17 protein-coding genes are annotated in these 18,457 nt (G+C 70.5%); 7 read left to right on the top strand and 10 right to left on the bottom strand.

The annotated features are described in order from the left end of the window. Nucleotides 1–55: 55 nt before the first annotated feature. The 3 genes from AC27L4_RS14315 to AC27L4_RS14305 form a co-directional block, all read right to left on the bottom strand. A complete protein-coding gene (locus tag AC27L4_RS14315) occupies nt 56–1,078 on the bottom strand; it encodes an ABC transporter substrate-binding protein (protein WP_487142874.1) in 1,023 nt (340 codons plus the stop codon). 90 nt (nt 1,079–1,168) lie between these two features. Continuing rightward, on the bottom strand, nt 1,169–1,945 hold the full coding sequence (locus AC27L4_RS14310) for an SDR family NAD(P)-dependent oxidoreductase (RefSeq protein ID WP_487142873.1): 777 nt from the start codon (nt 1,943–1,945) through the stop codon (nt 1,169–1,171). Between the two features lie 7 nt (nt 1,946–1,952). Further along, nucleotides 1,953–3,683, bottom strand: coding sequence for an IlvD/Edd family dehydratase (locus AC27L4_RS14305; protein WP_487142872.1), 1,731 nt, complete (start codon nt 3,681–3,683; stop codon nt 1,953–1,955). Between the two features lie 120 nt (nt 3,684–3,803). Here AC27L4_RS14305 and AC27L4_RS14300 point away from each other — a divergent pair, with 120 nt between their 5' ends. From AC27L4_RS14300 to AC27L4_RS14285, 4 genes are all read left to right on the top strand, one after another. Beyond that, nucleotides 3,804–4,670 (top strand): IclR family transcriptional regulator, encoded by an 867-nt coding sequence (locus AC27L4_RS14300; protein ID WP_487142871.1) that lies wholly within the window; start codon nt 3,804–3,806, stop codon nt 4,668–4,670. Between the two features lie 222 nt (nt 4,671–4,892). Next, nucleotides 4,893–5,609: an MgtC/SapB family protein gene (locus tag AC27L4_RS14295; RefSeq protein ID WP_487142870.1), complete on the top strand. Its 717-nt coding sequence runs from the start codon at nt 4,893–4,895 to the stop codon at nt 5,607–5,609. A gap of 100 nt (nt 5,610–5,709) precedes the next feature. Next, on the top strand, nt 5,710–6,282 hold the full coding sequence (locus tag AC27L4_RS14290; RefSeq protein WP_487142869.1) for a helix-turn-helix domain-containing protein: 573 nt from the start codon (nt 5,710–5,712) through the stop codon (nt 6,280–6,282). A 6-nt stretch (nt 6,283–6,288) separates the two neighbouring features. After that, on the top strand, nt 6,289–6,819 hold the full coding sequence (locus AC27L4_RS14285) for a GNAT family N-acetyltransferase (RefSeq protein WP_487142868.1): 531 nt from the start codon (nt 6,289–6,291) through the stop codon (nt 6,817–6,819). 51 nt (nt 6,820–6,870) lie between these two features. Here the strand turns inward: AC27L4_RS14285 and gcvA are convergent, their stop codons facing one another. Next, complete coding sequence (gene gcvA / locus AC27L4_RS14280) at nt 6,871–7,818, bottom strand: transcriptional regulator GcvA (protein WP_487142867.1); 948 nt, start codon at nt 7,816–7,818, stop codon at nt 6,871–6,873. Nucleotides 7,819–7,934: 116 nt separating this feature from the next. Here gcvA and AC27L4_RS14275 point away from each other — a divergent pair, with 116 nt between their 5' ends. Then, nucleotides 7,935–8,129, top strand: coding sequence for a hypothetical protein (locus AC27L4_RS14275; RefSeq protein ID WP_487142866.1), 195 nt, complete (start codon nt 7,935–7,937; stop codon nt 8,127–8,129). A gap of 149 nt (nt 8,130–8,278) precedes the next feature. Here AC27L4_RS14275 and AC27L4_RS14270 read toward each other — a convergent pair whose 3' ends face one another. Then, a complete protein-coding gene (locus tag AC27L4_RS14270) occupies nt 8,279–9,922 on the bottom strand; it encodes a Na+/H+ antiporter (protein ID WP_487142865.1) in 1,644 nt (547 codons plus the stop codon). Nucleotides 9,923–10,171: 249 nt separating this feature from the next. On the opposite strand from AC27L4_RS14270, the gene AC27L4_RS14265 reads away from it, so the two are divergent. Beyond that, entirely contained in the window at nt 10,172–12,589 is a 2,418-nt protein-coding gene (locus AC27L4_RS14265) for a glucan 1,4-alpha-glucosidase (RefSeq protein WP_487142864.1), read from the top strand. A 14-nt stretch (nt 12,590–12,603) separates the two neighbouring features. Further along, nucleotides 12,604–13,320, top strand: a complete 717-nt coding sequence (locus tag AC27L4_RS14260) for an ROK family protein (protein WP_487142863.1) — start codon at nt 12,604–12,606, stop codon at nt 13,318–13,320. Between the two features lie 17 nt (nt 13,321–13,337). On the opposite strand, the gene AC27L4_RS14255 is transcribed toward AC27L4_RS14260, so the two are convergent. The 5 genes from AC27L4_RS14255 to AC27L4_RS14235 all read right to left on the bottom strand — a co-directional run bounded on the left by AC27L4_RS14255 (nt 13,338) and on the right by AC27L4_RS14235 (nt 18,438). After that, the gene (locus tag AC27L4_RS14255; RefSeq protein WP_487142862.1) at nt 13,338–13,472 is read right to left on the bottom strand and encodes a DUF2474 family protein; all 135 of its coding nucleotides are present in this window, start codon (nt 13,470–13,472) and stop codon (nt 13,338–13,340) included. Next, the gene (cydB, locus tag AC27L4_RS14250; RefSeq protein ID WP_487142861.1) at nt 13,472–14,479 is read right to left on the bottom strand and encodes a cytochrome d ubiquinol oxidase subunit II; all 1,008 of its coding nucleotides are present in this window, start codon (nt 14,477–14,479) and stop codon (nt 13,472–13,474) included. The genes AC27L4_RS14255 and cydB overlap by 1 nt, the downstream gene beginning before the upstream one ends. Nucleotides 14,480–14,491: 12 nt before the next feature. Further along, entirely contained in the window at nt 14,492–15,907 is a 1,416-nt protein-coding gene (locus tag AC27L4_RS14245; protein ID WP_487142860.1) for a cytochrome ubiquinol oxidase subunit I, read from the bottom strand. 203 nt (nt 15,908–16,110) lie between these two features. Then, a complete protein-coding gene (locus AC27L4_RS14240; RefSeq protein ID WP_487142859.1) occupies nt 16,111–17,031 on the bottom strand; it encodes a 3-hydroxyacyl-CoA dehydrogenase NAD-binding domain-containing protein in 921 nt (306 codons plus the stop codon). Between the two features lie 21 nt (nt 17,032–17,052). Next, nucleotides 17,053–18,438 (bottom strand): aspartate aminotransferase family protein, encoded by a 1,386-nt coding sequence (locus AC27L4_RS14235; protein ID WP_487142858.1) that lies wholly within the window; start codon nt 18,436–18,438, stop codon nt 17,053–17,055. Nucleotides 18,439–18,457 lie beyond the last annotated feature (19 nt).

Here is an 18,457-nt window from a genome sequence, read left to right as displayed (position 1 = left end):
GCCACGAGACTCCTCTCCCTTCGGGAGAGGGGATTTTCTCAATCGGCAGTGCCGGTTACGGCGCCGCCTTCACCTCGTTCCACAGGTCGGAGCGCTTCAGCGGATCCTCGACCGCATCGAGCCAGACCAGCTTGTCGCCGTCGTTGGCGCTGGCGCTGGCGACGACGGTGTTGCCGAAGCCGGTGCGCTCGGAGAGCTGCTGGCCGATCTTCTTCTGCAGGAGGAAGTTCACCCATTTCGCCGCGGCCGCCTCATCCTTGACGCCGCTGGTCATCGCCCAGTTGTCGAGCCAGGAGAGGGCGCCCTCGGACGGGTTGACGTAGGCGACATGGGCGCCGACCTTCTGCAGCGCCTTGAGCTGCTGCTGGCCGTAATTGGCCCAGACCAGCGCCACGTCGTTGTTCTGGAAGATCTGCTGGGCCTCGTCCGAGGTGGTGTAGAAGCTCAGCACGTTCTTCTTCAGGTCGATGAGCTTGCCCTTGACCGAGGCGAGCTGGTCGGCCGTCAGGTGGAACGGGTCGGCGATGCCGAGGGTGAGGGCGGTGAAGGAGACGTTGTGCTCGCCATTGTCATAGGCCAGCACCTTGCCCTGGTACTTCGGATCCCACAGCACGGCCATGGAGGTCGGCGCCGGCTTCACCTTGTCGGTGTCGTAGATCAGGCCGATGGAATCGAAGCAGAACGGGATGCCGTAGACCTTGCCGTCGCGGGTCTCGCCCTTGATCGCGGCGAGGTCGCGGAAGCGCGGCAGCGCCTCCTTCTGGTTGGGGATGGCCGCGAGATCCCAGGGCTTGACCAGCTTGGCGTCGATGTAGCGCTGCAACTGGGCCGTGTTGACGGCCATGACGTCGAAGTCCTTGCCCTCGCTGCCCTTGATCTTGGCCCAGATCTCGTCGTCGCTGCCGATGAAGACGACGTTGACGTCGATGCCGGTCTCCTTGGTGAACTCGGTCACCCAGTCCGGATCGGCATAGCCTTCCCAGGCGAGGACGCGCAGCGTCTCGGCGGCGGCGGCCGAAGCCCACAGGCCCGCGGCCAGCGCCGCGGCGGCGGCCAGATGCTTGATGGATCCGATCACGACACTTCTCCTCTGGTTTGTGCGATGGGGAGCGCCTTGGCCGCGCCTGCGGGTGGCGCCCTCCCGGGCCTTGTCGTCGCTGCCGGCCGGCTACACCCAGCCGCCGTCGACGATGAAGTTCTGCGAGGTGCACATGCGGCTGTCGTCCGCCGCCAGGAACAGGGCCATGCGCGCGATGTCCGGCTCGTGCAGGCGGTCGGGCAGGCATTGGCGGTCGGCGATCTGGCGCTCGCCCTCCGGCGTCAGCCAGAGCGCGACCTGGCGCGGCGTCATCACCCAGCCCGGGATCATGCAGTTGACTCGGATGCGCTCGGGGCCGAACTCGCGGGCCAGCGCCCGGGTCATGCCGGTGATCGCCGCCTTGGCGGTGACATAGGCCGGGCAGTCGGGGTCGCCGACCATCCAGGTGATCGAGCCGAAATTGACGATGGAGCCGCCGCCGGCCGCACGCATCTGCGGCCGCACGGCCTGGGCCGCGAAGAACTGGTGGCGCAGGTTGACCGCCATGCGGTCGTCCCAATAGGCCGGCGTCACGTCCTCGGTGCGGTGCCGGTCGTCGTTGCCGGCATTGTTGAGCAGGACCCGGATCGGCCCGTGCCGCTCGCCGATGGCGGCGATGGCCCCTTGCAGGGCGGCGACGTCGCGCAGGTCGCAGGGGATGAAGTCGGGCGGGCGGTGGCCCGCCGCCGCGACCGTCTCCGCCAGCCGGCGGCCGGCCTCCTCGGCGATGTCGACGAAGCCGACCACGGCGCCCTGGGCGCAGAAATGCTCGACCAGGCTGGCGCCGATGCCGCCGGCGCCGCCGGTGACGAAGACGACGCGGTCCCTGAGGCTGGGGTAGGAGGCGTTGAGGAAATCGGTGTCCATGGCCGCCTCAATGGGAATGACGCGGGATGCCCGCCTGGCGCTTGCCGAGCAGGAAGTCGAAGTCGCAGCCCTGGTCGGCCTGCAGCACGTGCTCGATGAACAGCTTCTGATAGCCGGTGGCGTCGTCATGGGAGGGCGGCAGCCAGTCCTGCCGGCGGGCCTCCAGCTCCTCGTCGGAGACCTGGAGATGCAGGCGCCGGCCGGCGACGTCGAGCTCGATCCTGTCGCCGTCGCGCACCAGGGCAAGGGGTCCGCCGGCGGCCGCCTCCGGCGCGGTGTGCAGCACCACGGTGCCGTAGGCGGTGCCGCTCATGCGCGCGTCGGAGATGCGCACCATGTCGGTGACGCCGCGCTGCAGCAGCTTGGCGGGCAGGGGCATGTTGCCGACCTCGGCCATGCCGGGATAGCCGCGCGGCCCACAGTTCTTCAGCACCATGACGCAGGTCTCGTCGATGTCGAGCGCCGGGTCGTCGACGCGGGCGTAGTAGTGCTCGATATCCTCGAACACCACGGCGCGGCCGGTGTGCTGCATCAGTGCCGGGGTGGCGGCCGAGGGCTTGATCACCGCGCCGCCGGGCGCGAGGTTGCCGCGCAGCACCGCAATGCCCCCCTGGGGCGTCAGCGGATCGGCGAGGCCGCGGATCACCTCGCCATTGTAGTTGGGGGCCGAGGCGACGATCTCGCCGATGTCCGGTCCGGCGACGGTCGGGGCAGCGGCGTGCAGCATCCCGGCCTCGACCAGAACGCGCATCACGGCGCGCAGGCCGCCGGCATAGTAGAAGTCCTCCATCAGGAACCGGCCGGAGGGCATCAGGTCGACGATGGTCGGCACGTCCCGGCCGAGCCGGTCCCAGTCGTCGAGCGACAGGTCGACGCCGAGCCGGCGCGCCACAGCGATCAGGTGGATGACGGCGTTGGTGGAGCCGCCGATGGCGCCGTTGACGCGGATGGCGTTCTCGAAGGCCTCGCGGGTCAGGATCCGCGACATGCGCACGTCCTCGCGCACCAGCGTGACGATGCGCCGGCCGGCCTCCTGGGCCAGGATGGCGCGGCGCGCATCCACGGCGGGGATGGCGGCGTTGTCGGGCATGGCGATGCCGAGCGCCTCGACCATGCTGGCCATGGTCGAGGCGGTGCCCATGGTCATGCAGCTGCCGGCCGAGCGGCTCTGGCCCTGCTCGGCGGCGAGGAAGTCGTCGACCGACATGCGGCCGGCCTTCACGTCCTCGTAGAACTTCCAGACATGGGTGCCCGAGCCGATGGGCTTGCCGCGGAAATTGCCGTTCAGCATCGGGCCGCCGGAGACGGCGATGGTCGGCAGGTCGCAGCTCGCCGCGCCCATCAGCAGGGACGGTGTGGTCTTGTCGCAGCCAACCAGCAGGATGACGCCGTCGACCGGGTTGGCGCGGATCGATTCCTCCACGTCCATGCTGGCGAGGTTGCGGAACAGCATGGCGGTCGGGCGCATGTTGGACTCGCCCAGCGACATCACCGGGAATTCCAGCGGCAGGCCGCCCATCTCGTAGACGCCGCGCTTCACATGTTCGGCGAGGCCGCGCAGATGCGCGTTGCAGGGCGTGAGCTCCGACCAGGTGTTGCAGATGCCGATCACCGGCCGGCCGTCGAAGACGTCGGGCGGATGGCCCTCGTTCTTCATCCAGCTGCGATGCATGAAGGCGTTCTTGCCCGACCCGCCGAACCAGGCGGTGGAACGCAGCTTGCGGGGCTCGTCAGCCATTTGCGGCCTCGAATGGAATGTTTTGTTTAGCCAAACAGTGTTTGGTATTGCAAAGATGGTAGGCGTGTTGTTTCCTCCGGTCAACCGATCTCGGCACACCGGCTTCGACTTGGGGAAACGATGAGCGACGAGCGCTACCGCGTGCAGAGCCTCGGCCGGGCCTTCGACCTGATCGACTGCATCGCCGCCAGCGGCAAGGCGGGGGCGCGGCTGACGGATCTGGCCCGCGACGTCGGCCTGTCGAAGGCGGCGGCCTACGCGATCCTGGTGACGCTGAAGGCGCGCGGCATCGTCGTCGACGTCGGCGAGGGCATGACGCGTCGCTACCGCCCCGGGCTGGCCCTGGTGCGGCTCGGCGACATCGCGGTTTCCAGCACCGGCCTCGCCGACATCGCCATGCCGGTGCTGCGCGACCTCACCCAGGAGGTCGGCATGACCTCGCGCGTGGCGGTGATGGATGACGGCTTCCCGGTGGTGATCGGCCGCGTCGATGCGCCGGGCGCCATCCGCTTCGACGCCGCCCTCGGCCGACGCGAGCGGCCGCACTGCTCGGGCGTCGGCAAGGTGCTGCTGGCGGCGCTGCCGCGTCCGGAGGCGCTCGCCGTCCTCGATCGGGCCGGCTGCGAGGCGCGCACCGCCCGGACGCTGACCTCGCCCGAGGCCCTCGGCGCCGATTTCGACCGGATCGCCGCCCGGCACTACGCCCTGGACGACGAGGAGGACCACGAGGGCATCATCTGCGTCGCCGCCGGGGTCTTCGGCCATGGCGGCAAGGCCGTCGGCGCCGTCAGCGTCACGACCCTGAAGCAGCTCCTGCCGGCCGAGGCCGTGCCGGACCTCGCCGAGACGCTGCTGCGCCACGCCGACCGCATCTCCCGCACCCTCGGCGGCCCGCCCGCGGCCGAGGCCTGGGCGGGGCGGTCGCCCGCGGCGGCCGCCGCGGCGGATGACATGCAAAGGACCCCTCGCGCCGTTCGACCGAATTGAACGGCGGGCCGTCATCTTCGGCCTTCGTCCTGCAACGGAGGTCGTGACGGCGGCGATGCATCGCCGCGGTCGCTGCGGGGCCTGGGTGGGCGATCAGACATGGTTTGAGCTCCAGACCATATCTGATCGCGGGCCCTGCACGCGGCTGTCATCTCGCGCCGGCTATGCTCGGTCCTTGCGCCGTGCCACACCGTCGGCGCAGCAGAGTCGAGTGCCCCCGCGATGCGCTTCATCGAGACCTTCCAGCTTTACCCCTTCCTCGACACGGTCGTCAGCCTGACGGGGGCGTTCGTCCTCGGCGCGCTGATCGGGGCGGAGCGCCAGTACCGGCAGCGCACGGCCGGCCTGCGCACCAATGTCCTGGTCGCGGTGGGGGCGGCGGCCTTCGTCGACCTGGCGGCGCGGATCGCCGGCACCGTCGAGGCGGTGCGGGTGATTTCCTGCGTCGTCTCCGGTATCGGCTTTCTCGGCGCCGGCGTGATCATGAAGGAAGGCATGAACGTGCGCGGCCTCAACACTGCGGCGACGTTGTGGTGCTCGGCCGCGGTCGGCAGCTGCACCGGCGCCGACATGCTGGCCGAGGGCGTGCTGCTCACCGTGTTCATCATCGCCGGCAACACGCTCCTGCGGCCGCTGGTCAACGCGATCGACCGCACGCCGATCGACGAGCAGGCTTCGGAGGCGACCTACGAGGTGCGGCTCACCACGGATCCGGTCTCGATGCCGGCGGTGCGCGAGCTGCTGCTCGAACACCTCGAGGCCGCCAAATACCCCGTGAGCGACGTCGAGATCGTCGAGCACGGCGACGACCAGGTCGAGCTCGTCGCCACCCTGGTTTCGACGGCCGTCGACCCGAAGGAGGTCGACGCCGTCGTCGGCCATCTGGAGCGCCAGCACGGCGTGACGCACGGGACCTGGGAGGTCAGCACCCGCACGTGAGCGCTTCCGCCGCCGAGGCGCTCGCCACCCCGCGGCGACCGGTCCGGCGCGGCGTCCGTCGGGCTTGACATTGTTCCATATCAGAGACAAATTCTCATATATGGAAAATTCTCTCCCCGACGAAACCGCCATCGACCGGCGGATCGCCCAGCGCCTGAAGGGGCTCAGGGCCGAGCGCGGCTGGTCGCTCGACGAGCTGGCGAGGCGCAGCACGGTGAGCCGCGCCACCCTGTCCCGGCTGGAGAACGCCGAGGTGAGCGCCACCGCCAGCGTGCTCGGCAAGCTCTGCGCCGCCTATGGCCTGACCATGTCGCGGCTGATGCACATGGTCGAGGACGAGTTCGCGCCGCTGCTGCGCCGCGAGGCCCAGCCGGTCTGGACCGATCCGGCGCTCGGCTTCCGGCGCCGCTCGGTGTCGCCGCCGGCCCAGGCCCTGGCCGGGGAGGTGCTGGAATGCGCGCTCGAGGCCGGCGCGCAGATCGCCTACGACAAGCCGCCGCGGCCGGGCCTGGAGCATCACCTCGTCATGCTCTCCGGGCGGCTCGACATCACCGTCGCCGGGCAGACCTATGCCCTCCATCAGGGAGACTGCCTGCGCTACCAGCTCTACGGACCGAGCGCCTTCGCCGTGCCCGGCCCCGACCCAGCCTGCTATCTCGTCTTCATCCTGTGAGGCCCCATGCCCGCGGACGCCGTCATCTCGACCTTTTCGGCGCAGGACGTCGCCGACCATCTGCCGCAGCTCGGCGCGCTGATCCATGCCTGCGTGCATGACGGGGCGAGCATCGGCTATATCCTGCCGTTCCCGCCGGCCGAGGCCGAGGCGTTCTGGACGGGCAAGGTGCTGCCGGGGCTGCAGGCCGGCTCGGTGGTGCTGCTGGTCGCCCGCGACGGCGGCCGGATCGTCGGGACGGTCCAGCTCGACCACGGCACGCCGCCCAACCAGCCGCACCGGGCGGACGTGCGCAAGCTCATGGTCCATCCCGACGCACGCCGCCGGGGCCTTGCCCGGGCGCTGATGGCCGAGATCGAACGCGCCGCCGCCCGGCTCGGTCGCAGCCTGCTGACCCTCGACACCCGCACCGGCGACGGCGCCGAGCCGCTCTACGCCTCGCTCGGCTACAGCGTCGCCGGCGTCATACCGGGCTATTGCCGTGACCCGTTCGTCGACAAGCTCGATGCGACGACGGTGATGTACAAGGTCCTGTGACGGCCGGCCCGTGGGGCCGTCGGTGCGGATGGGAGGCAAGGACCGTCCAGTTCAGCCTGCATCGCCGGCCTCGGCGGCGCGGCGGGCCTCGAAGGCGCCGCTTTCCTCCAGCATCCAGTCCCGGAACGCCTTGATCAGCGGCCGTTCCGAGCGGCTCTTCAGGGCGACGATGTAGTAGCGGAAGTCCGGCGCGATGTTCAGCGACAGGTCGAAGGGCCGCACCAGGCGGCCGGCGGCGATGTCGTCGCCGACCAGGCTGGTGTTGCCGAGCGCGACGCCCTGGCCGTCGGCGGCGGCCTGCAGCACCAGGGCGTAGTGGCTGAGATAGATGCCGCGCGCCGGGTCGGGCCGGTCGGCCTTGGCCGCCAGCAGCCACATGCGCCAGTCCGGCCAGATGTCGTCCTGCGCATGCCAGTCGAGATGGATCAGGGTGTGGCGGGCGAGGTCGTTGGGCTCGCGCAGCGGCGCCTCGCCCTGGAGCAGCGCCGGGCTGCAGATCGGGAACACGGATTCGGCGAACAGCGGATCGGACCGGAGGCCGGCATAGACGCCGTTGCCGAAGCGGATGCCGACATCCGCCTCGCCGCGGGCGAAATCGGCCTGGCGATCGGAAATATCGATGCGGATGTCGACGCCGGGCACGCGCTGGCGAAAGCGCGACAGGCGAGGCACCAGCCATTTGGCGGCGAAGGAGGCACTGGCCGTCACGGTCAGGCTCTCCGCGTCGTTGGCGCGGGCGGCGGCGCCGAGCGCCGCGTCGATGGCGCGCAGCGGCCCGTCGGTCGCGGCATGGAGGGCGCGGCCGGCATTGGTGAGCCCCATCGCCCGGCTGGTGCGCCAGAACAGGCGCGTGCCCAGCTTCTCCTCGAAGGCCCGGATCTGGTTGCTGACCGCGGCGGCGGTGACGTCCAGCTCCTCCGCGGCGCGGGCGAAGCTGAGATGGCGGGCCGCGGCGGAGAACGTCCAGAGGGCGTTCAGTCCATGATTGGCCTTCGGCATCGGCGATCATCAAATTTTAGTTGTCGATTCAAACAGGGTAGCGTCATTGATCGATGCAGGCAAATGATTGAAGTTAAACATTATCAAGGGCTGAGCACAGCCACGGGTCTTCAACAATGTCGATCGTTTCCTTCCTGCATCACACGCTTCATCTCGGCGCCCTGCTCGGCGTCGCGGCCCACCGCCTGCCTCCGCCGGAGCGCAACCGCCGGCCGCAGCAGCGCGACGCCCGCCTGGAGGCAGGCCTGTCGCCGCCGATGCTGTCCTCCGGGCACATCGTCCTGAACGTGTTCCAGCGCCGTCAACCTTGAGGCCGGCGTCGGCCCCGTTCCCTGCGCCACGCCTGGTCCCGCTGCCGCCGGAGCCTGCGCTCCGGCGGTCCTTTTTTGCGGGCTGTCGACGTGATGCGACGGCATGAGGCGCACGGGTCTGCCGTGCCGCCTTGCGCGCGGTCGGACATCTACGAGGCGCCGCTGAACCGCGCCTCGAGGAGGTCGATTTCCCGCACGAGCCGGCGCGCGGTCTCGTCCGAGAGCCGGCGCGTGCGCGCCATGCGGTAGATCTCGTCCCGCTCCGCTCGGAGCCCCGTCAGGCGCAGCCTGCGATCGATGTCGTCGACCGCGCGGGCGAGCTCGGCCTCCTCGCCGGTCTTGGACCAGCCTTCGATGCGCTGGCGGTAGAGCTCCATGATGCGGGCGCTGACGCCCGCATAGAGATCGGCATCGCTGCGGTCCTTGCCCATCTCGTATTGCGCGCGTTCGACGGCATGGATCGCAGCCTCGGCGGCCGCGACCCGCGCACGGTCCTCCTCCTCCTGGTGCGAGGGCTCCGGCGGCAGCTCCAGGCCTTTCAGGAGGAGCGGCAGGCCGATGCTGGCCGCGATCAGCGAGGCGATGATGACCCCTGCGGCCAGCAGGATGGCGAGGTCGCGGGCGGGGAAGGGCGAGCCGTCGTTCAGGACGAGCGGCAAGGTCAGGACGCCGGCCAATGTGATGGTGCCGCGCACGCCGGCGAGCGAAGCGGCCGCGACCAGGCGCCAGCTGGGCTTGCGGATCGGCTGTCCCTTCCGCGCCGCCCGGAACATGGTGAAGCGCAGCGACACCCAGACCCAGAGGAAGCGCAGCACGGCCAGGGCGGCGTTGATGGCGACGATATAGACGATGAGCCAGGCGGGCTCGTGATGCCCGGTCGCGCGCACCACCTCGGCCGCTCCGGCGACGATCCGCGGCAGCTGTTCGCCGAGCAGGATGAAGATGACGCCGTTCGCGGCGAACTGGACCGTGTCCCAGACCGCCGCCCGGCGGGCCCGGGTGACGGCGAGCGCCTGTCCGGTCTGCTCGACATAGCTCATCGTCATGCCGGCAGCGACCGCGGCCAGAATGCCGGAACAATGCAGGTGCTCGGCAAGCAGATAGGAGGCGAACGGGATCAGCAGGCTGATCAGGATGTGCGAGCCGGTCTCCTCGCCGAAGCGGCGGGACACCCAGGCCTTGGACAGGGTCGCGGCCAGGGTGACCGCGACGCCTATGGCGACGCCGCCGATCGCCAGCCAGAGGAAGGTGCCGAAGGCGTCGACGAGCGAGAAGGCGCCGGTGAGCGCCGCGGCGACGGCGAAGCGCATGCACACGAGGCCCGACGCGTCGTTCAGGAGCGATTCGCCCTCCAGGATGTGCATCAGCCGTTTCGGGATGGGAACCCGCGCCGCAATGGCCGAGACCGCGATCGGGTCGGTCGGCGAGATGATCGCCGCCAGCGCGAAGGCCACGGCGAGCGGCATGGCCGGGACCATCCAGTTGATGAGAAGGCCCATCCCGAGGACGGTGAAGACGACGAGCCCGAGAGCCAGCTCCAGGATCGTGCCCTTGTCCCGGAACAGGCCCTCCTTCGGAATGCGCCAGCCGTCCAGGAAAAGCAGCGGCGGCAGGAAGAGGAGGAAGAAGATCTCCGGCCTCAGCTCGACGCCGAAGTCGCCGATCCAGGCGATGAGCGCGCCGAGGGCGATCTGCACCAGCGGCAGCGGCAAGGGAATGGGCAGCATGCGCGCGCAGGAGCCGCTGACGACCACGGCAAGAAGCAGGATCAGGGCAATCGATATCGTTTCCACGCTCTGTCTCGTCTCCTTGCGGCGGTGCAGCGACGCTCCGCGGCCTGATCGTAGGGGGATGCCGGCCGGTTGGCGGGCAGCCCAGCATAGGCGGAAACGACCTCGCCTCAAGGGCGCCCGGCGCCTGCGGCGACCCGCTCCTCACCGCGGTGTGATGGCACGCCCGGGCAACCACGGCGTGACAAATGCCGCCGCCGGGCGTCTGATGGGGCGGATCCGGAATGCCGGGCGGCGTGGGCGGGAGGGGCCATGGACATCAGCGGGCAGGACGGCACGGCTCCCGGCGCTCCCGGGCTGCCGGCCCGCTGGACCTCCAGCGCCAAGTCCGGCGTCGGCACGGCGCTCACCAAGGCGAGCCGCGTCTGGTTCACGCTCAGCCACGGCATCCTCAACGAGGTCTATTATCCGCGCATCGACATGGCCTGCACGCGCGACCTCGGCCTCGTCGTCACCGGTGCCGACGGCTACTTCGCCGAGGAGAAGCGGGACGCCGACCACCGGGTGGCGACGCTGCACGAGGGCGTGCCGGCCTATGTCCTGACCAACACGGCCCGCGACGGCGCCTTCTGCATCGAGAAGTCGGTGCTGGTCGACGCCGATCACGACGCGGTGCTGCAGGCGATCCGCTTCGAGGCCCTGCGCGGGACCCTGGCGGAGTATCGCGTGCATGCGCTGCTGGCGCCGCACCTGGTCAATGCCGGCATGGGCAACAGCGCCTGGGTCGGCGACTACAAGGGCGTGCCGATGCTGTTCGCGCAGGGGCGTGACGGCACCTCGCTGGCGCTCGCCTGCGACCGGCCCTGGCGCCGCCTCTCGGTCGGCTATGTCGGCGCCTCCGACGGCTGGCAGCAATTGCGGCGGACCGGGCAGCTCGACCAGAGCTGGCGTTCGGCCCCGGACGGCAATGTCGCCATGGCCGGCGAGATCGGCCTCGACGGCGGCGACGGCCGCTGCATGCTGGCGCTTGCCTTCGGCATGAAGCCGGAGGAGGCCGGCTACCGCGCCCTCGCCAGCCTGCGGCGCGGCTTCGAGCCGGCCCGCGCCGCCTATGTCGCGGGATGGCGCCGCTGGCAGGAGAGCCTGATCCCGCTCGGCCCCCCGGCTCCGCCCGGCGGGCTCAGCCCCTACCGGGTCAGCACCGCGGTGCTGGCGACGCACCGGCCGCTGTCGTTCCGCGGCCCGGCGGTCGCCAGTCTGTCGATCCCCTGGGGCTTCAACAAGGGCGACGAGGATCTCGGCGGCTATCACCTGGTGTGGCCGCGCGACCTGGTGGAAACCGCCGGCGGCTTCCTCGCCGCCGGCGCGCCGGAGGATGCGCTCGCCATCCTGGCCTATCTCGTCGCCATCCAGGAGGAGGACGGGCACTGGCCGCAGAACGCCTGGCTCGACGGCACCGCCTACTGGCCGGGGCTGCAGATGGACGAATGCGCCTTCCCGCTGCTGCTCGCCGACGGCCTCAGGCGGCAAGGCGCGCTCGATCCGGCGGGGCTCGCCGCGATCGCGCCGATGATCGAGCGGGCGACGCGCTTCATCCTGCGCAACGGGCCGGTGACCGGCGAGGACCGCTGGGAGGAGGATGCCGGCTATTCGCCCTTCACCCTGGCGGTGGAGATCGCCGCGCTGCTCGCCGCCGCCGATCTCCTGGACAGCCTCGACAGGGCCGATGCGGCGCGCATGGCCCGGGAGGTCGCCGATTGCTGGAACGACCAGGTCGAGCGCTGGACCTTCGTCACCGGCAACGGCACCGCCCGCCGCTTCGGCGCCGATGGCTACTACGTGCGGATTGCCCCGCCGGAGGCGGCGGAGGCCGCCTCGCCGCTGGCGGGCTTCGTGCCGATCAAGAACCGGCCGCCGGGCGAGGACTGCCGGCCAGCCGAGGCGGTGGTCAGCCCCGACGCCCTGGCGCTGGTGCGCTTCGGCCTGCGCGCCGCCGACGACCCGCGCATCGTCGACACGGTGCGGGTGATCGACGGCCTGCTCAAGGTCGAGCTGCCCCAGGGGCCGCTCTGGTATCGCTACACCGGCGACGGCTATGGCGAGAAGGCCGACGGCTCGCCGTTCGACGGCACCGGCATCGGCCGTCCCTGGCCGCTGCTCGCCGGCGAGCGGGCTCATTACGAGATCGCCGCCGGCCGGCCCGACGCGGCCCGTCTGCTGCTGGCGACGCTGGAGGCGAGCGCGGCGCCGGGCGGGCTGCTGCCCGAGCAGAGCTGGGACGGCCCGGACCTGCCCGAGGGCGAATTGTTCTTCGGCCGTCCGGCCGGCAGCGCCATGCCGCTGGTCTGGGCCCATGCCGAGCATATCAAGCTGCTGCGCTCGCTGCGCGACGGCGCGGTGTTCGACATGCCGCCGCAGGGCGTCGCGCGCTACCAGCGGGCGAACACCGTGTCGCCGCTGCGGATCTGGCGCTTCAACGGCAAGCTCGCCAGCCTTCCCGCCGGCAAGATCCTGCGCCTGCAGCTCGACGCGCCGGGCCGGGTGCACTGGAGCGCCGACGGCTGGCGCACGGTCGTCGACACGGAGACCGTGCCGGGACCTTTCGGGCTGCACCTGGCGGACCTGCCGACATCGGCGGTTCCGGCGGGCGGGCGCATCGTCTTCACCGTCTACTGGCCCGAGGCCGGCCGGTGGGAGAACACGGATTTCGGCGTCGAGGTCGAGGCGTGAAGCCGGGAGGAGACATGGGACAGATCAGCGCGGCATCCGGAAAGGCGGCGGCGAAGCAAGGCGGCCTCGTCATCCTCGCCGTCGACATCGGCGGCTCGCACGTCAAGATCAAGACCAGCCGGGAGGAGGAGAAGCGGGCCGCCCCGTCCGGCTCCGCCATGACGGCGGCCGGGATGGCCGCCGCCGTGCGGCAGCTGGCGCAGGGGCTCAGCTTCGACGCGGTCTCGATCGGCTATCCCGGGCCGGTGCTGCACAACCGGCCGCTCGCCGAGCCGGCCAATCTCGGCAAGGGCTGGGTCGGCTTCGACTTCGCCAAGGCCTTCGGGGCTCCGGTCAAGATCGTCAACGACGCGATGATGCAGGCGGTCGGCAGCTACAATGGCGGCCGGATGATGTTCCTCGGGCTCGGCACCGGCCTCGGCGCGGCGATGATCGCCGACGGCGTCGCCATGCCGATGGAGCTGGCGCATCTGCCCTACCGCAAGGGGCGCACCTACGAGGATTATGCCGGGGCGGCCGGCCTGGAGCGGCGCGGCAAGAAGAAGTGGCGCGCCTCGGTGTTCGACATCGTCGAGCGCCTGAAGGCGGCGCTGGAGCCGGACTACGTCGTGATCGGCGGCGGCAATGTCGGCCTGCTCAAGGAACTGCCGCCGGGCTGCAGCCGCGGCGGCAACGACTTCGCCTTCACCGGCGGCTTCCGGCTGTGGCACGATCCGACGCTGCGGTTCTGAGCCGAGGGGGTGGGCTTTCAGACCGTCAGTCCGGCCATGCCCATGACCAGGCGCAGGATCAGGGCGAGGAGCGCCACGGCGGCGACGCCGCAGGCCCAGAGCAGCACCAGCCAGCCGAGGCGGCGCACCCAGACGCGGCGCGGCGCCGCCATCAGTGATAGCCCTCGCCGGCCTTCACCTTGCCGCGGAAGATGTAATAGGACCAGGCGGTGTAGGCGAGGATGAAGGGGATGATGAACAGCGCGCCGACCAGCGCGAAGCCCATGCTCTGCGGCGGCGCGGCCGCGTCCCAGATCGAGACGGCGGGCGGGATGATGTTGGGCCACAGGCTGATGGCCAGGCCCGTATAGCCCAGGAACAGCAGCGCCAGCACCAGCAGGAACGGGGCGGCGTGGCTGTCGCGGGCGAGCGCCTGCAGCAGCGCCCAGGTCGCCAGCAGCACGAGCACCGGCACCGGGGCGAAGAAGACGAGGTTGGGCAGGGAGAACCAGCGGGTCGCGACATCGGCATGGGCGAAGGGCGTCCACAGGCTGACGATGCCGATCGCCACCAGCAGGACCAGCGTGATCGGCCGGCCGAGGTCGCGCATGCGCTGCTGCAGCGCGCCCTCGGTCTTCATCACCAGCCAGGTCGCGCCGAGCAGGGCATAGGCCACCAGCAGGCCGAGGCCGGTGAACAGGCTGAACGGGGTGAGCCAGTCGAACAAGCCACCGGCATAGGCCCCGTCCCGCACCTCGAAGCCGCCGATGAAGGCGCCGAGCGCGATGCCCTGCGACAGGGTCGCGATGTAGGAGCCCCAGATGAAGGCGTGGTCCCAGAACCACTTGTGCCCCTCGTCGGCCTTGAAGCGGAACTCGAAGGCGACGCCGCGCCAGATCAGGCCGGCGAGCATCAGCATCAGCGGCAGGTAGAGCGCGCTGAGGATCACCGCATAGGCCATGGGGAAGGCGGCGAGCATGGCCGCGCCGCCCAGCACCAGCCAGGTCTCGTTGCCGTCCCAGACCGGCGCCACGGTGTTGATCATCGTGTCCCGGTCGGTGCGGTCGCGCACGAAGGGAAAGAGGATGCCGATGCCGAGGTCGAAGCCGTCCATGACGACGTACATCATCAGTCCGAAGCCGATGATGACGGCCCACAGGAGAGGAAGGTCGATGCCCATGGTCGCGTCTCCTCAGCCGAATGCCGGATCGATGTCGTCGGGCGCCGCGGAGAGCGGCCGCGCCGGGCGCTGCGCCGGCCCGAGGTCCGCCGCATGTCCGGGCTCCCCGCCTCCGCCGGGGCCCTTGGCGACCAGCTTCAGCATGTAGCCGATGCCGGTCCCGAACACGATGCAGTACATGACCACGAACATGACCAGCGTGGCCGAGAGCGCCAGGGCCGAATGGTTCGACACGGCGTGCTCGGTCCGCATCACGCCGTAGACCACCCAGGGCTGCCGGCCGATCTCCGTGGTGAACCAGCCGGCGAGGATGGCGACGAGGCCGCTCGGTCCCATCAGCATGGCGAAGCGCAGGAACAGGGGGCTGTCATACAGGCGTCCGCGCCACCGCAGCCATGCTCCCCACAGGCCGAGCAGGAGCATCAGCAGGCCGAGCCCGACCATCACCCGGAACGACCAGAACACCACGGTGGAATTGGGCCGGTCGGCGGCCGGATACTCGCTCAGCCCCGGGAACTGGCCGTCGAGGCTGTGGGTCAGGATGAGGCTGCCGAGGCGCGGGATCTCGACGGCGTAGCGCGTGGTCTGCTCGGCCATGTCCGGCCAGCCGAACAGGATGAGCGGCACGCCCTGGCCGGGCTCGTTGCGCCAGTGCCCCTCCATGGCAGCGATCTTGGCCGGCTGGTGCTCGAGCGTGTTGAGGCCGTGGGCGTCGCCGACATAGATCTGGATCGGTGCCACCACCAGCACCATCCACATCGCCATCGACACCATGGTGCGGACGGCCGGCGTCGCCCGCCCGCGCAGGAGGTGCCAGGCGCCCGAGGCGCCGACGAACAGGGCGGTGGACAGGTAGGCCGCGATGGTCATGTGCGCGAGCCGGTAGGGGAAGGAAGGATTGAAGATCACCTTCAGCCAGTCGACCGGCACGACGCGGCCGTCGATGACCTCGAAGCCCTGCGGCGTCTGCATCCAGCTGTTGGAGGCGAGGATCCAGGTCGCCGAGACCAGGGTGCCGGCGGCGACCATCAGGGTGGCGAAGAAGTGCAGGCCCGGCCCGACCTTGTTCCAGCCGAACAGCATGACGCCGAGAAAGCCGGCCTCAAGGAAGAAGGCGGTCAGCACCTCATAGGCGAGCAGCGGCCCGGTGATGCTGCCGGCAAAGGCGGAGAAGTAGCTCCAGTTGGTGCCGAACTGGTAGGCCATGACCAGGCCGGAGACGACGCCCATGGCGAAGTTGACGGCGAAGATCTTCGACCAGAAATGGTAGAGGTCGCGATAGACCGTGTCCTTCTTCCACAGCCACAGACCCTCCAGCACCGCCAGATAGCTGGCGAGCCCGATCGTGATGGCCGGGAAGATGATGTGGAACGAAATGGTGAAGCCGAACTGGATGCGGGCAAGCTCCAGAGCCGTCAATCCGAACATTCCGGTCCCTCCTGCGGTTCGGCAAGGACCCGCTCGGCCGCCGGGCTGCCGCTGACTGGTGAGCGACAGCCCGGAGACGCCCGGGCGGGCGGGACTGTCCTACCACATCGGCGCTGCGTCGCCCGGATGATCGTCGGTCCGCGGACCTTGTGTCGCACGACACGCGACGGACGGCGCGGGAGGCGCGCGCCGGTCCGGCCTCCCTACCCCTCGCCGCGCCGGCGCAGGGCGGCGATGAGGGCCCGGTCGCGCTCGGCTTCCAGCTCGGCAACGGAGCGCCCGTCCGCCTCGGCGGCGATGCCCTCGACCAGTTGCGCCCGCACCTCCGGCGTCAGGCTCGGCGTGCCGAGGCTGGCCCAGCGCCGTTCCTGGCTCGGCCCGAGATGGTCGAGATAATGCTGCAGGCCGCCCGGGCCGCCGCCGAGATGATAGGCCATGTGGGCGCCGACCACCGACCAGCGCAGGCCCGGCCCGTTCACCAGCGCCGCATCGACATCGGCGACGTCGGCGATGCCGTCGGCGACGATATGCACCGCCTCGCGCCACAGCGCCGAGGCGAGGCGGTTGGCGATGTGGCCGACCGCATCTTTCCGCAGCCGCACCACGACGCGGCCGAGCCCGCGAAAGAAGCGCTCGGCCCGCTCCACCGTGTCCGCGTCGCGGCCGTAGAGCTCGACCAGCGGCATCAGGTGTGGCGGGTTGAAGGGATGGGCGGTGACGAAGCGCTGCGGCCGGGCCATGCCGGCGGCGAGATCGGTCCAGGTGAGGGACGAGGTGCTGCTGGCGATGACGGCGCCCGGCGGCGCGGCGGCCTCGACCTCGGCATAGAGCGCGCGCTTGAGCGGCACCGATTCCGGCGCGTTCTCCAGGATCCAGCCGGCCGCGCCCACCGCGTCCGCCAGCGTCCCCGCGACGGCGAGCCGGCCGTCGCCGCCCTCGCGTCCGGGCATGAGCTCGGTGAGCTGCGCCCGCGGGAGGGCGATGCGGCCGGCGAAGCCGGCGCGCGCCGCCCCGGACGGATCCCAGGCGACGACGTCATGGCCGTGCGCGACCAGCAGCGCCGCCCAGCTTGCGCCGATGAGCCCGCAGCCCAGCACGGCGACGGGCGATCCGGTGTCCGGCATGCTTCCTCCCGCCCCGGGCGGTCAGGCGGCGGGCATGCCGGCCGCGACCCAGGCCTGCGTATCTTCGAGCGTCCGGGCGAAACGCGCCAGCATCTCGTCGACCTCGGCCTCGGTGATGATCAGGGGCGGGCAGAAGGCGATGGAATCCTGGATGGCGCGGATGATCAGCCCGTGCTCGTGTCCCTTCTCGAAGACATGGAGGCCGACCTTGCCGATCGGGTCGAACCGCGCCCGGGTCGCCTTGTCCGCCACCAGCTCGACCGCGGCGATCAGGCCGACGCCGCGCACCTCGCCGACCAGCGGGTGGTCGGCGAAGCGGCGCAGCCGCTCCTGCAGATGGGCGCCGACCCGCGCGGCGTTGGCGACGAGGCCGCGTTCCTCGATGATGGCGAGGTTCTCCAGCGCGACCGCGGTCGCCACCGGATGGCCGCTGGCGGTGAAGCCATGGCCGAAATTGCCGAGCGCCTCGGTCTGGTCGGCGATGCCCTGGTAGACCGCGTCGCTGACCAGCACGGCGGCGAGCGGCTGGTAGGAGGAGGTGATCTGCTTCGACACCACCAGGAGGTCGGGCCGGATGCCGAAATGCTCGCAGGCGAACAGCGTTCCCACCCGGCCGAAGCCGTTGATGACCTCGTCGGCCACCACGAGCACGTCGTGGCGGCGGCAGACCGCCTGGACCTTCTCCCAATAGGTGCGCGGCGGCGTCAGCACGCCGCCGGCGCCCATCACCGGCTCGCCGATGAAGGCGGCGACGGTCTCCGGTCCCTCGGCCAGGATGGTCGCCTCCAGCTCGGCGGCCAGGCGGTCGGCGAAGGCCTCCTCGCTCTCGCCCTCCAGGGCGAAGCGGTAATGGTGCGGGCAGGTGACGTGGCGGACGAAGGGCAGCGGCAGGTCGAAGCCGCGCTGGTTCACCTGCAGGCCGGTCAGGCTGCCGGAGGCGACGGTGATGCCGTGATAGCCGCCGTTGCGGGCGATGAACTTCTTCTTCTCCGGCCGGCCCAGCGCATTGTTGTAGTACCAGACCAGCTTCACCACGGTGTCGTTGGCTTCCGAGCCGGAGTTGGTGAAGAAGACATGGTCGAGCCCGGGCGGCGACATCTTGACCAGCTTCTCGGCCAGCTCGATCGAGGGCTCGTGCGATTTGTGCGAGAAGGTGTGGTAGTAGGGCAGCCGGCTCATCTGCCGGGCTGCGGCCTCCACCAGCCGATTCTCGCCGAAGCCGACGGCGACGCTCCACAGCCCGGCCAGCGCCTCGATATATTCGCGCCCCTGGTCGTCATAGACATGGATGCCCGAACCGCGGTCGATCACCACCGGGCCGACGCGCTCGTGCCGGCGGGCATTGGTGTAGGGGTGGATCTGGTAGGCGACGTCGCGGGCGTGCAGCGAGTTGGGCAGGACGGTCATGGGCGGATCCTCGGGTGAA

The sequence above is a fragment of the Labrys sp. Lb11 genome (genome assembly GCF_057554225.1).
The sequence above is the reverse complement of the archived record's forward strand: the minus strand, read 5'-3'. Positions and strand labels throughout refer to the sequence as shown.

Bases quoted from the DNA above. Each gene is read 5' to 3' on its own strand.
- AC27L4_RS14235 (WP_487142858.1), bottom strand. From the start codon at position 18,438: ATGACCGTCCTGCCCAACTCGCTGCACGCCCGCGACGTCGCCTACCAG.
- AC27L4_RS14245 (WP_487142860.1), bottom strand. From the start codon at position 15,907: ATGTTCGGATTGACGGCTCTGGAGCTTGCCCGCATCCAGTTCGGCTTC.
- AC27L4_RS14275 (WP_487142866.1), top strand. From the start codon at position 7,935: ATGTCGATCGTTTCCTTCCTGCATCACACGCTTCATCTCGGCGCCCTG.
- AC27L4_RS14265 (WP_487142864.1), top strand. From the start codon at position 10,172: ATGGACATCAGCGGGCAGGACGGCACGGCTCCCGGCGCTCCCGGGCTG.
- AC27L4_RS14305 (WP_487142872.1), bottom strand. From the start codon at position 3,683: ATGGCTGACGAGCCCCGCAAGCTGCGTTCCACCGCCTGGTTCGGCGGG.
- gcvA (WP_487142867.1), bottom strand. From the start codon at position 7,818: ATGCCGAAGGCCAATCATGGACTGAACGCCCTCTGGACGTTCTCCGCC.
- AC27L4_RS14295 (WP_487142870.1), top strand. From the start codon at position 4,893: ATGCGCTTCATCGAGACCTTCCAGCTTTACCCCTTCCTCGACACGGTC.
- cydB (WP_487142861.1), bottom strand. From the start codon at position 14,479: ATGGGCATCGACCTTCCTCTCCTGTGGGCCGTCATCATCGGCTTCGGA.
- AC27L4_RS14240 (WP_487142859.1), bottom strand. From the start codon at position 17,031: ATGCCGGACACCGGATCGCCCGTCGCCGTGCTGGGCTGCGGGCTCATC.
- AC27L4_RS14260 (WP_487142863.1), top strand. From the start codon at position 12,604: ATGGGACAGATCAGCGCGGCATCCGGAAAGGCGGCGGCGAAGCAAGGC.
- AC27L4_RS14300 (WP_487142871.1), top strand. From the start codon at position 3,804: ATGAGCGACGAGCGCTACCGCGTGCAGAGCCTCGGCCGGGCCTTCGAC.
- AC27L4_RS14290 (WP_487142869.1), top strand. From the start codon at position 5,710: ATGGAAAATTCTCTCCCCGACGAAACCGCCATCGACCGGCGGATCGCC.
- AC27L4_RS14310 (WP_487142873.1), bottom strand. From the start codon at position 1,945: ATGGACACCGATTTCCTCAACGCCTCCTACCCCAGCCTCAGGGACCGC.
- AC27L4_RS14255 (WP_487142862.1), bottom strand. From the start codon at position 13,472: ATGGCGGCGCCGCGCCGCGTCTGGGTGCGCCGCCTCGGCTGGCTGGTG.
- AC27L4_RS14285 (WP_487142868.1), top strand. From the start codon at position 6,289: ATGCCCGCGGACGCCGTCATCTCGACCTTTTCGGCGCAGGACGTCGCC.